At 39.0% G+C, this 14897-nt stretch carries 13 protein-coding genes; 3 read left to right on the top strand and 10 right to left on the bottom strand.

The genetic code is table 11. The features are described 5' to 3' along the window. The first annotated feature begins 262 nt into the window (after positions 1-262). Positions 263-1201: a uridine diphosphate-N-acetylglucosamine-binding protein YvcK gene (gene yvcK, locus ABN080_RS00205; RefSeq protein ID WP_196553394.1), complete on the top strand. Its 939-nt coding sequence runs from the start codon at positions 263-265 to the stop codon at positions 1199-1201. A gap of 106 nt (positions 1202-1307) precedes the next feature. On the opposite strand, the gene ABN080_RS00200 is transcribed toward yvcK, so the two are convergent. The 6 genes from ABN080_RS00200 to bioB form a co-directional block, all read right to left on the bottom strand. Beyond that, positions 1308-2258 (bottom strand): DUF1266 domain-containing protein, encoded by a 951-nt coding sequence (locus tag ABN080_RS00200; protein WP_349440073.1) that lies wholly within the window; start codon positions 2256-2258, stop codon positions 1308-1310. A gap of 185 nt (positions 2259-2443) precedes the next feature. After that, entirely contained in the window at positions 2444-4453 is a 2010-nt protein-coding gene (gene uvrB, locus ABN080_RS00195) for an excinuclease ABC subunit UvrB (protein WP_072070559.1), read from the bottom strand. A 471-nt stretch (positions 4454-4924) separates the two neighbouring features. Further along, the gene (bioD, locus tag ABN080_RS00190) at positions 4925-5608 is read right to left on the bottom strand and encodes a dethiobiotin synthase (protein WP_349440072.1); all 684 of its coding nucleotides are present in this window, start codon (positions 5606-5608) and stop codon (positions 4925-4927) included. Continuing rightward, positions 5601-6365 (bottom strand): malonyl-ACP O-methyltransferase BioC, encoded by a 765-nt coding sequence (bioC, locus tag ABN080_RS00185; RefSeq protein ID WP_349440071.1) that lies wholly within the window; start codon positions 6363-6365, stop codon positions 5601-5603. The genes bioD and bioC overlap by 8 nt, the downstream gene beginning before the upstream one ends. Then, positions 6340-7503: an 8-amino-7-oxononanoate synthase gene (bioF, locus tag ABN080_RS00180; RefSeq protein WP_349440070.1), complete on the bottom strand. Its 1164-nt coding sequence runs from the start codon at positions 7501-7503 to the stop codon at positions 6340-6342. Before bioF ends, bioC begins: the two co-directional genes overlap by 26 nt. Continuing rightward, positions 7503-8540: a biotin synthase BioB gene (gene bioB / locus ABN080_RS00175; protein WP_072070563.1), complete on the bottom strand. Its 1038-nt coding sequence runs from the start codon at positions 8538-8540 to the stop codon at positions 7503-7505. Before bioB ends, bioF begins: the two co-directional genes overlap by 1 nt. 103 nt (positions 8541-8643) lie before the next feature. Here bioB and bioA point away from each other — a divergent pair, with 103 nt between their 5' ends. Next, positions 8644-9918 (top strand): adenosylmethionine--8-amino-7-oxononanoate transaminase, encoded by a 1275-nt coding sequence (bioA, locus tag ABN080_RS00170; RefSeq protein ID WP_349440069.1) that lies wholly within the window; start codon positions 8644-8646, stop codon positions 9916-9918. A 51-nt stretch (positions 9919-9969) separates the two neighbouring features. On the opposite strand, the gene pgl is transcribed toward bioA, so the two are convergent. Further along, a complete protein-coding gene (gene pgl, locus ABN080_RS00165) occupies positions 9970-10959 on the bottom strand; it encodes a 6-phosphogluconolactonase (protein WP_349440067.1) in 990 nt (329 codons plus the stop codon). Between the two features lie 149 nt (positions 10960-11108). On the opposite strand from pgl, the gene ABN080_RS00160 reads away from it, so the two are divergent. Next, positions 11109-11930 carry a pyridoxal phosphatase gene (locus ABN080_RS00160; protein ID WP_088493388.1) on the top strand — a complete coding sequence of 274 codons (822 nt, stop codon included), beginning with the start codon at positions 11109-11111 and terminating at the stop codon, positions 11928-11930. 82 nt (positions 11931-12012) lie between these two features. Here the strand turns inward: ABN080_RS00160 and modC are convergent, their stop codons facing one another. Genes modC through modA form a run of 3 tightly spaced genes read right to left on the bottom strand, consistent with a single transcriptional unit; the run spans position 12013 to position 14551 of the window. Beyond that, a complete protein-coding gene (gene modC, locus ABN080_RS00155; RefSeq protein ID WP_349439396.1) occupies positions 12013-13077 on the bottom strand; it encodes a molybdenum ABC transporter ATP-binding protein ModC in 1065 nt (354 codons plus the stop codon). Continuing rightward, positions 13071-13763 (bottom strand): molybdate ABC transporter permease subunit, encoded by a 693-nt coding sequence (gene modB, locus ABN080_RS00150; protein WP_006537607.1) that lies wholly within the window; start codon positions 13761-13763, stop codon positions 13071-13073. Before modB ends, modC begins: the two co-directional genes overlap by 7 nt. A 17-nt stretch (positions 13764-13780) precedes the next feature. Next, positions 13781-14551, bottom strand: coding sequence for a molybdate ABC transporter substrate-binding protein (gene modA / locus ABN080_RS00145; RefSeq protein ID WP_072070568.1), 771 nt, complete (start codon positions 14549-14551; stop codon positions 13781-13783). Positions 14552-14897: the final 346 nt, after the last annotated feature.

The raw sequence follows: 14897 nt of genomic DNA, 5'->3' as shown, positions 1-14897 counted from the left end.
TAATACCTATATATTTATTGTGGATTCTACCTGCTAATTATGTAAAAAGCGAATAATGTTTTCGCTATATAATTTATAATACAACGACTTACAAAACTTTAGTCACGCTAATAACATAAATAAAAACACTTTCATTGATTAAATATTAGGCTGTCAAAAGTAAAATTAAACTAGGAATGTGATGAAATCACGCCGTGATCATAGGCTTAAAATTTAATTGTGATAAATTAGCGGCAAATTTTTAAAGATGAGTAGAACAAATATGCGAAATCGCACGCTAAGTGATTTAGATCGTGTTGTTGCCCTTGGTGGAGGTCATGGCCTTGGGCGTGTGCTTTCAGCACTCTCCTACTTAGGCTCTCGCCTTACTGGTATTGTCACAACAACGGACAATGGCGGTTCTACTGGCCGTATTCGTCAAGAAGAAGGTGGCATTGCGTGGGGTGATATGCGCAATTGCATTAATCAATTAATTACAGAGCCTTCAGTAGCTTCTGCAATGTTTGAATACCGCTTTTCAGGTACAGGTGAGCTGGCTGGACACAATTTAGGAAATTTAATGCTAAAAGCGTTAGATAACTTAAGTGTTCGACCTTTAGAAGCTATTAATCTTATTCGTGGATTATTAAGAGTCAATGCGCATCTTATCCCAATGTCTGAACAAGCTGTTGACCTTATGGCGATAGATGATCAAGGAAATGAGATTTATGGTGAAGTTAACGTTGATATTTTGCCTAAGATCCCACAAAAACTTGATCTTTATCCTAAAGTACCAACGACAAGAGAAGCTATTGAAGCCATTGAACAAGCTGATCTTATCTTAATTGGCCCCGGTAGTTTTTTTACCAGTTTAATGCCTTTGTTATTATTGCCAGAGCTTGCACAAGCCTTGCGCCGTAGTAGTGCAACAACCATTTATATTGGTAATTTAGGCAAAGAATTAAGTCCCGCAGCTGCCAGTATGACGATGTCTGATAAAATCGCCATGATGGAGAACTATATTGGTTTACAAACAATAGATGCGGTGATCATTAGCCCTGAAACTCAATATGAATCCATGAAAGGTCGATTAATTGTACAAGCTCAATTGGAAGCTAAAGATATTCCTTATCGTCACGATCGCCATTTATTAGGTAAAGCTATTGAGTTAACACTACAACAATTAGGGCAACGTAACGCATCGACTCAAGCTATTAAATAAAATTTAATTACCTAATTTCATTAAAAAACCGCATCTGCAATAAACAGCAAATGCGTTTTTTTTTGTCGATAAAAACATAATATTGCTATTGGTTTTCAACGCATTATTAACTATTAAGGTGTTTTAACGTAATACGTTGGCTAATGGTTTCTTCAATTTCAGAAAGTGTCATTGGCACGTCATTTTTCATTAAACCGAGGCCAGCTACAGTACGAGAGAAAGATGTTAAATCCAATGGTGGCAAATCCATTATCCAGTTTTCTTCTGTTGCCAACGTATCTTCTGCATTAAGAATATTTTGTATAACATCCGTAAAAGCTTGATGAGAAGAAACCCAATCTTGATCGCCACTCGCCCAAAACCAACGCGCTGCAATAAAGTTTTTCCACATATCTTCCCAGCCATCGTAAATTCGACGTAACATTGAGGCACTCATTAGCGACCATGTTTGCGCTTCTTGCTGGGTAATATAACCTTGCTGACATCCTTCTAAACAGAGCTTGTTAAAACGGCAGAGATCCCAAATAAGGTATTTCACATTTTGAATATTCATGCGATTAGTGCTCATCATATCGATTTGCCATAAACGCTCGTTTTTATCATGTTCTGTTAACTCTGAAAGCAAAATGTCATTTTTTAATGACTGAACATCGTCTTCTTTGCCATCCAAAATTTGGTCACGTAGCTGATAAAAATCATTAGTGTGACCTTGAGTGAGCAACCAAAATAATTGATAGACTAAATCCCAACGGTCGTTTATTCCCCAACCTGCTGATAATCCACCATCATCTTTACCTTGGTCATATTCGTTATATGCCCATTCATTCATCACAGCGTAAGGTGCTGCTACATATAATCCCCATTCATGAGGTAATAATTGATCTGTTGTATCTTCTGCTTCAGATAAAATGGGCTCCTGCCCTGCTGTTGATGGTTTTGATAATTCACTATCTTGTACAGCAAATTTGCGTAACCATTTAAAAAGCAAAATAAGAAGAATAACACCAATAATAACCCCTGCAGAGCTGGGAAACCCTGCATAAACATAACCGCTCATTCACTGTCCTTAATATCTTTTTTATCTTTGTAAATAATTGACGCTTGTTTGTGGTGATATTTAAACAGTTGAACGCCATTAAGGGAATATAAAACTAGGGAAAAAGTAAAAGATAAAAGGGAAAAAGGGATAATCTGGAGTAAAAATACAAATATCCCTTTATTGTACTGGTTTAAATTCTGTTATTAAGAGTTCGCAATAAATTGAGCTCGCAACGCTTGTAGTTTATCTCGCGTACTTGCGGCTTTTTCAAACTCAAGATCTTTGGCATGTTGATACATTTCAGCCTCTAAACGCTGGATCTCTTTTTCTAGCTCAGCAGTCGATAATAATGGGTAATTTTCATGAATATCTTTTGCTTTATGCCCTTTCTTGTTACGACCTTGAGAAGGCTGACCAATTTTAAGAATATCACCCACTTTTTTATTTAGCCCTTTAGGTACAATGCCATGTTCAAGGTTAAATTGTTGCTGTTTCTCTCGGCGACGTTCAGTTTCACCAATTGCTTTCGCCATTGAGTCCGTAATTCTATCGCCATATAAAATCGCTTTACCTTCAAGGTTACGAGCTGCACGGCCGATAGTCTGAATTAATGAACGCTCTGAACGCAAGAAACCTTCTTTATCTGCATCCAAAATAGCAACCAAAGAGACCTCTGGCATATCCAATCCCTCTCGGAGTAAGTTGATACCGACTAATACATCAAACTCACCAAGGCGCAAATCACGAATAATTTCGACACGTTCAACCGTATCAATATCAGAGTGTAAATAGCGAACTCGCTCACCATGCTCTTCTAGATATTCTGTTAAATCTTCTGCCATTCGTTTTGTTAATGTGGTAACCAGTACACGTTCATTTTTTGCAGCACGAATACGAATTTCAGAGAGTAAATCATCAACTTGTGTAGAAACCGGTCGCACTTCAACAATCGGGTCAAGTAAGCCTGTTGGTCTTACAACTTGTTCGACAATTTCATCACCTGATTTTTCAAGCTCATATTTACCCGGTGTTGCTGAAACATAAATTGTTTGTGGTGCTAACGCCTCAAACTCTTCAAAACGTAATGGGCGGTTATCGAGTGCCGAGGGTAAACGGAAACCATATTCAACCAAAGTTTCTTTACGAGAACGGTCGCCTTTATACATTCCACCAATTTGTGGAATGGTAACGTGTGATTCATCAATCACTAATAGACCGTTAGCAGGAAGGTAATCAAATAGGGTTGGTGGTGGCTCACCTGGCCCTCTACCTGATAGATAACGTGAATAGTTTTCGATACCTGAGCAATATCCCAGCTCATTCATCATTTCTAGATCAAATTGGGTGCGCTGTGTCACACGTTGTTCTTCAACAAGTTTATCATTCGCTAAAAGCACTTTGCGTCTCTCTGCAAGTTCTTTTTTGATTTCCTCCATTGCTTCAAGAATACGCTCGCGTGGGGTGACATAGTGCGTTTTAGGGTAAACGGTAAAACGGGGCACATTGTAGTGGATTTGCCCAGTTAAAGGGTCAAAGAGCGAAAGGCGTTCGACTTCTTCATCAAATAATTCAACACGTAAAGCGTAATCATCAGATTCAGCAGGGAAGATATCAATCACCTCACCACGGACACGAAATGTCCCGCGCTGAAAAGCTTGATCATTGCGAGTATATTGTAAATCAGCGAGACGCCGTAAAATCGCACGTTGGTCGATTATCATGCCGTTCGTCAGGTGAAGCATCATTTTTAAATAACTGTCAGGATCACCCAAACCATAAATCGCAGAAACGGATGACACCACAATCACGTCTTTGCGCTCTAATAAGGCTTTAGTGGCAGACAGACGCATTTGTTCAATATGTTCGTTAACTGAGGCATCTTTTTCAATAAAGGTGTCAGAACTTGGCACATAGGCTTCTGGCTGGTAATAATCGTAATAAGAAACAAAGTATTCTACTGCATTTTCAGGAAAGAATTCTTTCATTTCACTGTAAAGCTGTGCTGCTAAAGTTTTATTTGGCGCAAGCACCATCGTAGGCCGATTTAAGTTGGCTATCACATTAGCAATAGTAAAAGTTTTACCTGAACCAGTTACCCCTAAGAGGGTTTGATGTGCAAGCCCATCGTCTAATCCTTCACAAAGTGAAGCAATAGCCGTAGGTTGATCACCACCAGGCTTAAATTCAGAATGCAGTTTAAAAGCTTTGCTCATATTTTCTTCTCCTCGCTGACACTCCTTATGATACTGGATAAAAATCCAGCTTCAATCTCTATCTACTAAAATTTGTCTGAATAATTAGCATAAGTTATCCCCAGTTTCGGAACTGGATTTTTTTTCAAAAAGCAAGTCCCTATTTTGTGAATTATTCAAAGAGACACATCAACAACATCCACTCTATTGATTTTATTTAATCAATTGATATATAAGAATTAAAAATAAAAGTTGAGAATAACACCAATCTTTAGCAATGCCTTGTATTCTCTCTATTCAGAGTATTTTTATAATGGTAATACACAAGGTTATCCACAGGAATAGTGGATAACTACACAAAGTTGTTATCTCTCGGTAGGTTACGTCTTTTTTTCCAGCTTAAAATATCCCTCAAAATCGGAGAAATTTATTTTTTTTATTTTTTTATTGATATAAGAAATAGACTTTGATCATTTATCCAATAATGGCTTATCAACCTAGTTTTAAACAAGAAAGATCGAGGTAAGACGTAAAATCATGCTCTTTTACTTCATTTAAATAGGGTATTTTGCCTAAGAATGGTGCTTTAATATGTTGCTTTAATGTTGCCAGATATTCCTTCTGATATCGCCCTGCGGGTTCAACTTCATTGGCAACCCACCCCGCCAATGTTAAACCAGACTGAATAATTGCTTGTTGCGTTAATAACGCATGATTAATACAACCCAATTTAACACCTACCGTTAAAATAACGGGAAGTTGTTCACTAATAACCCAATCAGAAAAAAATTGCTTTTCTGATAGTGGCGTAAACCAACCACCAGCCCCTTCAACTAAAATCCAATCAGCTTGCTGTTTTAAGTAAGATAAGCCTTCTGACATCACATTAAAATCAATAGGCTGATGCATCTCTTGACTGATAATATGAGGAGATGTTGGCGTTTCAAAACAATAAGGATTCACACGATGGTAATCTAACTTTACCGTACTGAATTTTTGCAATGTTAGTGCATCTGAATTACGTAAACCTTCATTTAGCCACTCACTTCCCGAAGCAACAGGTTTGTAGCCCGCAGTTTGATATCCTTGATGCGTAGCACATTGTAATAGAGCACTACTTACCACGGTTTTACCTACTTCTGTATCTGTACCTGTTAAGAACACTATTTTAGCCATGTGATATTTTTCCTATAACAATTTGATAGGTAAGTACATATTTACCTGAATCTGTTTTCCATACCGTTTCTAGTGCACGAAATTTTTGTCGCGTCATTAACCCTTTTTGTCTATCACCTTGTACAAAATTGGCACCAACCCCCTTTAAAGAAGCAAACAACGCATGTAATGAATCATAGTGTTCCGTGACAGTTTCAGTAGAAAATTGGCAATGAAAACCACAACACGCTTTCTCAATATCATGAAGTGATAAAAAAGGATTAACATGTGGGTGGCTATCAATAAATTGCCAAGCATCTCTGACTTCTTGCAGTGTCAACGTAGCGAGTGTTGAGAAATAAAGTGCTCCTGTTTTATTTACTACATTCATGAGTGAATTAATCGCAACGGATAAATCATCGCACCATTGCATCGCTAAATTGCTAAACACGATATCCACACTTTGTGGCATAATTGCACAATGCTCTATATCACTTTGTAGATAATCATTTGCCCGTTGTTGTTGTTTTGCCACTTGTAACATCTTATGTGATAAATCAAGTGCAATAACAAAGTATCCGCGTTGTTTCCATTTTTGGCTGAAATACCCTGTTCCGCATCCTGCATCTAAGACAATATTGCCACTATCATAACGCGCTAAATCCATTAATTTATTGCCACTGTAGCGCTGAATATTGGCGTGATTATCATAATGAATAGCCGCTTTACCAAATGTTTGGGCTATACGTTGTTTATCTGTTTTGACTAAAGAATGCATGAAGCGTCTCGATTAACAGCTTAATATCTGAAAGGTGGTGGCGAGTGGTTAACGTTATTCGTAAACGTGCGCTATGAGGTGGAACTGTAGGTGGAAAGATAGATTTTACCCAAAGCCCTTTAGATTGCAGATAATCTGAAAGTGTTTGGCATAATTGTTCATCACCAATAATTAATGGCTGAATAGCTGTTTGTGAAGGTAATAATTTAATAGGAAGCGAAATAACACCTTGACGAAAGGTATCAATTAATTGTTGAAGGTATGCTCGCTCGCCATCAGCTTGCTTAATCATATTTAATGCTGAATGTAACGCGACTGCCTGTGCAGGTGGCATTGAGGTACTATAAATAAGGTGACGAGCATATTGTTCAAAAAATTCCGCTGTTGGCTTGTTACAAAGCACTGCCGCCCCACTGATACCAAAAGCCTTACCAAAAGTCACCACTAATAACTCAGGTTTGATACCCGATTTATCACAACTGCCTCGACCTTCTTTACCTAAAACACCAATACCGTGTGCATCATCGACCATTAACCATGCATCATGTTGTCGGCTTATTGTTGCTATTTCTGTTAATGGTGCTTGATCTCCATCCATGCTAAATACCCCTTCTGTAACCACCAAGGTTTTACTAGCTGACGTTTTATTAAGTCGTTGAGATAAAGAGTCAAAAGAATTGTGTAAAAAACGCCATAATGTGGCTGGTGATAATACAGCGGCTTCCATTAACGAGGCATGGCAAAGTTTATCCGCAATAATGGCATCGTCTTTTTCAAGTAATGCCGAAATAATGCCCTGATTGGCACTGTAACCTGATGAAAATAACAATGCATTATCGTAACCTAGCCAATCTGCTAGATGTTGTTCTAATTGTGCATGAGCTTGTGTAAACCCGGTGATATGTCCTGATCCACCGCTACCTACACCGTACTCATCAGCGCCTTGTTGCCATGCTTTAATAACATCCGCATGTTGGCTAATACCTAAATAATCATTGCCTGAAAAATTAAGGTACTTTTCACCTGATATTGTGATCAAAAAACGCCCATCTACTCGTTTGATCACTTTGCGTTTTCGCCATAATGGCGTATTTCTACGCTCATTAAGTTGCTCATTTAAATAGGTTTGCCAACTCATTACAGTGCCGCGTTATAAAATTGTTCAGTGTCTTTATTAGCAACTGCTTGTATTAAAGCTTCTTCTTGCTGATTGTCGCCCATAGATACTGCTAATCGTTCAGGATTTAAGCCTAATTTACGGAATAATTGGTGGTCTTTATCTTCAGTTGGATTAGTTGTTGTTAATAATTTGCAACCATAGAAAATAGAGTTCGCCCCAGCCATAAAGCAGAATGCTTGTGTTTGTTCACTCATTTGCTCACGACCAGCAGAAAGGCGAACATAAGAGCGTGGCATCATGATACGAGCAACGGCGATAGTACGAATAAAATCAAAAGGATCGACATCTTCATTATCAGCCAATGGCGTACCTTTGATTTTGGCTAACATATTAATTGGTACACTTTCTGGAGGTTGTGGCAAATTAGCTAATTGTACCAACATTGCGGCTCTGTCTTTCACTTCTTCACCCAAACCTAAAATTCCGCCAGAGCAGACTTTAATACCTGCATTGCGGACTTTATCGAGTGTATCTAAACGATCTTGGTACGTTCGCGTTGTCACAATGCTACCGTAAAATTCAGGTGAGGTATCGAGGTTATGGTTATAAAAATCTAGCCCCGCATCAGCTAATCTATTAGCTTGTGAATCATCTAACTTACCCAGTGTCATACAAGTTTCCATACCTAATGCTTTGACTTCTTTCACCATCTGTTCAAGGTAAGGCATGTCACGTTCATGCGGATTTTTCCAAGCAGCTCCCATACAAAAACGCGTTGAACCAGCCGCTTTTGCTTTTTTTGCTGATTCAATTACTTGCTGCACTTCCATTAAACGTTCTTTTTCTAATCCCGTTTTATAGCGCGCACTTTGAGCACAATATTTACAATCTTCAGGACAAGCCCCTGTTTTGATAGAAAGCAACGTACTGACTTGGATCTGTGAAGGATCAAAATGTTGACGATGCACTTGTTGCGCTTGAAAAACCAAATCTAAAAATGGCATATCAAACAATGCTCTGGCTTCTTTTAATGTCCAGCGTTTTAGTGTGCTCACAATACAATCTCCTATTTAAAAGTGATTGCCAGTTTAAATAATAGGGTTATCATGTCAACTAAAATTGATCACCATTGGTTTACATGATTAAGTGAAAAATAGAATGACACCTGAAGATATCGCTTTTGATTTACGCCACATTTGGCATCCATATACCTCGATGAGTAATCCGTTACCTGCTTACCCTATCGTCAGTGCAAAAGGCGTTGAACTAGTCTTGGCTGATGGTAGAAAACTGATAGATGGAATGTCTTCATGGTGGGCAGCAATTCATGGATATAATCATCCTGAGCTTAATAATGCGGTTACTACACAACTAAGCAATATGTCTCATGTAATGTTTGGTGGCATTACTCATCCTCCAGCAGTATCACTTTGTCGAAAATTATTAGCAATAACACCTGAGCCTCTTGAATGCATATTCTTAGCGGATTCAGGTTCGGTTGCCGTTGAAGTCGCACTGAAAATGGCCTTGCAATATTGGCAAGCTAAAGGAGAAAAACGTCAACGTATTGTGGCGTTAAAACAGGGATATCATGGTGATACCTTTGGCGCAATGTCAGTGTGTGATCCGAATAACTCCATGCACAGTCTTTATAAAGGCTACTTGCCTAATCACCTATTTGTTGATGCGCCTCAAACAGGCTTTTATGAACAGTGGAACCCAAGTGATATCAATTCATTACGCTCAACATTAGAACAACATCACCACGAAATTGCGGCAGTAATGCTTGAGCCTATTGTTCAAGGCGCGGGTGGAATGCGGATTTACCATCCTGAATATTTAAAACACACAAGAGCACTGTGTGACGAGTTTGATGTACTACTCATTGCCGATGAAATAGCCACTGGTTTTGGCCGAACAGGTAAACTTTTTGCCTGTGAACACGCTGGAATTTCTTCTGATATTATGTGTGTAGGTAAAGCATTAACAGGTGGATATATGACGTTATCGGCAACCTTAACCACGCGCCATATTGCAGAAACCATAAGCCAAGGCGATGCAGGATGCTTTATGCATGGTCCTACTTATATGGGAAATCCTTTAGCTTGTGCTGTTGCAGATGCCAGTTTATCTCTATTAGCAAAAGGCGATTGGATAAACCAAGTTGAACAACTAGAAGCACAACTTAAAAAAGAGCTATTACCACTAAAGCAGGTAAAAAGTGTCAAAGATGTGCGGGTTTTAGGGGCGATTGGTGTGGTCGAAATGAATGAGCCCGTCAATATGGCAAAACTACAAAAAATCTTTGTAGATGAAGGGGTTTGGATCAGACCTTTTGGCAAGCTGATTTACATTATGCCGCCATTTATTATGCCACCAGCAAACCTCTCTAAACTCACTCAAGCTATTGAGAAAGTGGTTCATCTTTCATAAAGAATTAAACCTCTAGCGATAAAATATTTCGCTAGAGGTTTAAAGTGACTTTTATTTTGTCACAACAGTAACCCACATAGCACCTTTGCCTACTGGGTAACACGCTAATTCAGTTAAAGCGCCAGTGTGTTTATCAATACGAGAAACAGACGCAAAATCTGATTTTTGGCCACAAGAAATCAGGTAGTTTCCTGTATTATCAAGATTAAAGCCACGAGGCTGTGTTTGTGTAGGGTAATAACCCACAGGTTGCAAATAATCGCCCGCTTCTGAAATTGTCATCGCACAAATAAAGCTTTCAGAACGTTCGCTTGCATAAAGAAAACGGCCATCAGGTGTAATATGAATATCTGACGCCCAACGAGTACTGTTGAAAGCTTCAGGGACGATATCCACCGTTTGCATTAAACGATATAAATCCCCCATACGACGATATACATTGATTGTCGCATCTAATTCATTAAGGCAGTAAAACACATCACCATTAGGATGGAATACCATATGACGAGGACCTGCATTTTGTGCTGTTGTTAGCTCTTCAGTACCCGCTTCTGTTAAACGACCGTCTTCTGATAAATCAAATAAACGAATATGATCTTCACCTAAGCAAGGCACAATCAGTTGTTTATTATTCCAATCAATATTAGATGAATGAGGCTTATTTAAGCCTTCAATAATTTGAATAGGTGATTGGGGGATCCCCTGCGCATTAATAGGCAAAACAGCTAAATTACCTTGATGATAAGAAGGAACAAACAAAAATCGCCCCGTTTTATCTAAGCATAAATGAACAGGTGTACTTGGAATGGAAGTGATAGCCTTTTGCTCTAACTGACCATCGACAGCAATCGCAAATGTCACCACACTAAAATGAGGACGAATACCTACATAAAGGTATTTTCCATCAGCACTTGCAATCATGGGTTGCACTTGCCCTGCAACCTCAACAACCTGCAATAAATCCATTTCACCTTCGGTGTTTAACGCATAAACATGAATTTGCTGACTCTCTGGACTTGCTACGTAGACTACCTGTTTCATTCCTTCTCCTTAAAATCCATTACCCATTGATTTATAAAGAATAATAGAAAAACCAACGTTTGATTGTAACGATTAAGCTAGTTTATCTTTTATTGGTTAACGTGTAACATCAACACCATTGCATCTTAATACTATCAAGGGGCTTATTTATGTCATATCGCGTTATTGCTTTGGATCTTGATGGCACACTGCTTGATGACCAAAAACGTATCCTGCCAGAATCTTTAGAAGCACTCAATCTTGCAAGAAAGGCAGGTGTTAAAGTTTTAATTGTAACAGGTCGTCATCATGTTGCTATTCATCCATTCTATCAAGCACTCGATCTTGATACCCCTGCGATCTGCTGTAATGGAACCTACCTTTATGACTATATTGGTAAAAAGGTACTGGAATCCGATCCATTAACCACTCAAGAAACCAGCGCAGTATTAGATCTCGTTAAACAAACAGATGTACATCACTTAGTTTATGCTGATGATGCAATGATGTATGACCAACTATCAGCCCCTGTGCAGCGTACTTTAAAATGGTCAGAAACATTACCCACTGCACAGCGTCCAAACTTAATTAAAGTCGATGATTTCTATAAGGCCATGCATGATGTTAATGCCATTTGGAAAATAGCAACAACAACACCTGATCACGATGAATTACGCGCTTTAGTTGAAAAAATTGAGCAACAAGTCGGTTTAGAGTGCGAATGGTCTTGGGTTGATCAAGTTGATATCGCCAAAAAAGGCAACAGTAAAGGCCGCCGTTTACAACGCTGGGTTGAAGCGAATGGCATGAATATGAGTGATGTTATTGCCTTTGGTGATAATTTTAATGATCTTAGCATGCTAGAACATGTTGGCTTAGGTGTTGCAATGGGTAATGCCTCTGACGAAGTAAAAGCTCGCGCTAAAATGGTCACCAAAGTGAATTCACAACCGGGTATTGCAGAAACTATTCATAAATATATTTTGTCTTAGTCTTAGTCTTATTTTTACCTCACCCAAAAGAAAAAGACCTCATTTAAAATAAGGTCTTTTTCTCGATAAATATAACTGATAATCAAAGATGGCGACTTAGCGAAATACTCTTAATTTGCGCATAAAGCCATTGCCCTTCTTGAATATTCAACTCATCTTTTGCCCAAGGCGTGATCCTTGCCCATAAATAATTACCGTCATTGACAAGTTTCACATCAACTTGGCCATCATTTTTAATGGTTTCAACCACTTTCATATGCAAAATATTACGAATACTGCTATTTGAAGGACGAGTGGTAGTCAGTGACACATCAGAAGCATCAATACGCACACGCACATCGCGACCAATTTTAGTCTCGATTTGAGGCAACCACAGCACTTGATTACCAAAAGCGGTTGCTGTCATATCGTAATGACTATGGTGTTCGACTACCATCACATTAGCGATACTACTTAATGTCTCTTTTTGTAACCACGGGCGTAATGCACTACTTGCCCATACATCTTCCAGCTTACCTGTTGCCTTGATTTTTCCTGCATCCATCACAATGACATTATCAGCAAGTCGAATAATTTCATCAAGACTATGACTTACATACAAAATCGGAATTTGTACATCTTGTGAGAGCTTTTCTAAATATGGCAGTAACTCGCGTTTACGCGGTAAATCAAGCGAAGCCAAAGGCTCATCCATCAACATAATATCAGGCGCTGTTAACAACGCTCGCCCTATGGCAACACGCTGTTTTTCACCGCCTGATAAGGTGATAGGAAACCGAGAGAGTAAATGACCAATCCCTAATAAATGAATAATGCGATCAAACTGCACTTTCATTGTTGGCGACATACCGTAAAGCAGATTTCCTCTTACGGTGTAATGAGGAAACAGTCTGGCATCTTGGAATACATAACCCACTTTACGTTTTTCAGGCGGCAGATAAATTTTCTTTTCAGTATCAACCAGTGTGTGATTATTTAATACAATCCGACCTGAATCGGGTTTGGTTAAACCGCCAATCACATTAATTAGGGAAGTTTTACCCGCCCCAGATAAACCAAAGACTGCGGTAATACTTTCTGTTGGCAGTTCAGTATTGACTTCCAGACGCAGTGATCCTAGCGTCTGTTTAAAATTCATCTCTAGCATACGCCCCCCAATCTTTTACGCCCCCAACGAGTTAGCCACTCTGAAGCCATTAAAGAGACGAGCGCCAAAATAATTGCAATAACACATAAACGGGCAGCATCCATTTCTGCGCCCGGTGTTTCAATCAAGGTATACATTGCCAGAGGAATAGTTCTTGTTTCCCCAGGAATATTGGAGACGAAAGTGATTGTTGCGCCAAATTCTCCCAATGAGCGCGCAAATGCCAGCACAATTCCTGCGATGATCCCTGGCATAGACAAAGGTAAAGTTATGGTAAAAAAGACGCGTAATGGTGAAGCCCCAAGGGTTCTTGCCGCTTGTTCCATACGCTGATCGACAGCCTCTAATGCTAATCTGATAGCCCTTACCATTAGTGGAAATGCAACGACTGCAGATGCAAGTGCTGCGCCTCGCCAACTAAATGTAAAGCTAAAACCAAACCAGTCATACAACCATTCACCAATAAATCCACGTCTTCCCATACTGATCAGTAAAAGATAACCGACCACAACAGGAGGAAGAACTAAAGGTAAATGGATAATGCTATCAAGCAATGATTTACCGGGAAAACGTACCCTAACTAAAAGCCAAGCCATAAAAATACCAAAAGGTAGACTGATAATAACCGCAACAGTCGATACCTTAAGGCTTAGTATAATGGCTTGCCATTCGTATTCACTTAACATCTCCAAAAGTATAATTCCTACAGTGGGCTAAAGCCGTATTTCTTAAAGATTTCTGCGGCTTGAGGTGTTTTCAGATAGTCATAAAAATCACGAACTGCTTTATTGTCCTGACCTTTTACAACTGCCATTGGGTACTCAACAGGTTTGTGGCTATCAGCTGGGAATACGCCGACCACTTTCACTTTATCACTCGCAACCGCATCAGAACCGTATACGATACCTAATGGTGCTTCATCACGTTCCACCAACGCCATACCGCTACGTACGTTATTAGTTCGAGCCATTTCTGGGCTTACTGTGTCCCATGCACCTAAATATTCTAATGATTCTTTCGCATAGATACCAACAGGCACATGATCCGGATCGCCAACCGCTAGTTTTCCGCCATTAAGTAAGGATTTCCATTTGGTTTCCTTATTAATAACAACGTCATTTAATTGACTATCTTTAGGGGCAATAAGCACTAAATCATTACCTAATAGTGTATGACGTGAATCTGCAACCATTAAATTCTTATCGATTGCGTAGTCCATCCACTGCTGGTCTGCTGAAATAAACAGATTTGCAGGTGCGCCTTGTTCAATTTGACGAGCTAGCGTTGAAGAAGATGCATAAGACGCAACAACTTCAGCTTGTTTCTCTTGCTTATATTGTGCCGAAATTTCATTAAGAGCATTGGTAAGAGAAGCGGCAGCAAATACCGTTACTTTTTCCGATGCAAAACTTTGGCTTACTAAAGCAAAAGAGATAACTGCGCCAGCAAGTAGCTTGCCTGATAATTTTTTCATGTTCTAATTCCACTTAAATTAAAGGATGACACGCTGTATATATCAAGATACAGCGTAAATTGAAAGGATTAGATGCTAGAAACTGGTTATATATCAATAAATATAACCATTAAAAAGAAACAAAAAATGGAGATAGAGATAGAGAAATCTACATACTCTAAATAATTCAAGTTACAGCTAGGCGACAAGTGACAAGCAATCTACAACTTAAAGTATAACAAGTAGATACTCTAAATAATTCAAGTTACAGCTAGGCGATGAGTGACAAACAATCTACAACTTAAAGTATAACAAGTAGATACTCTAAATAATTCAAGTTACAGCTAGGCGATGAGTGACAAACAAT

Origin of the sequence: Proteus sp. fly-1089, from assembly GCF_040138965.1 — a bacterium.
In the GTDB taxonomy this organism is placed as follows: Bacteria; Pseudomonadota; Gammaproteobacteria; order Enterobacterales; family Enterobacteriaceae; genus Proteus; species Proteus vulgaris_B.
The sequence above is the reverse complement of the archived record's forward strand: the minus strand, read 5'-3'. Positions and strand labels throughout refer to the sequence as shown.

Coding starts and splice junctions, on each gene's coding strand:
- yvcK (WP_196553394.1), top strand. CDS start 263: ATGCGAAATCGCACGCTAAGTGATTTAGATCGTGTTGTTGCCCTTGGT.
- bioC (WP_349440071.1), bottom strand. CDS start 6,365: ATGCATTCTTTAGTCAAAACAGATAAACAACGTATAGCCCAAACATTT.
- ABN080_RS00160 (WP_088493388.1), top strand. CDS start 11,109: ATGTCATATCGCGTTATTGCTTTGGATCTTGATGGCACACTGCTTGAT.
- uvrB (WP_072070559.1), bottom strand. CDS start 4,453: ATGAGCAAAGCTTTTAAACTGCATTCTGAATTTAAGCCTGGTGGTGAT.
- modA (WP_072070568.1), bottom strand. CDS start 14,551: ATGAAAAAATTATCAGGCAAGCTACTTGCTGGCGCAGTTATCTCTTTT.
- bioA (WP_349440069.1), top strand. CDS start 8,644: ATGACACCTGAAGATATCGCTTTTGATTTACGCCACATTTGGCATCCA.
- modC (WP_349439396.1), bottom strand. CDS start 13,077: ATGCTAGAGATGAATTTTAAACAGACGCTAGGATCACTGCGTCTGGAA.
- ABN080_RS00200 (WP_349440073.1), bottom strand. CDS start 2,258: ATGAGCGGTTATGTTTATGCAGGGTTTCCCAGCTCTGCAGGGGTTATT.
- bioF (WP_349440070.1), bottom strand. CDS start 7,503: ATGAGTTGGCAAACCTATTTAAATGAGCAACTTAATGAGCGTAGAAAT.
- modB (WP_006537607.1), bottom strand. CDS start 13,763: ATGTTAAGTGAATACGAATGGCAAGCCATTATACTAAGCCTTAAGGTA.
- pgl (WP_349440067.1), bottom strand. CDS start 10,959: ATGAAACAGGTAGTCTACGTAGCAAGTCCAGAGAGTCAGCAAATTCAT.
- bioD (WP_349440072.1), bottom strand. CDS start 5,608: ATGGCTAAAATAGTGTTCTTAACAGGTACAGATACAGAAGTAGGTAAA.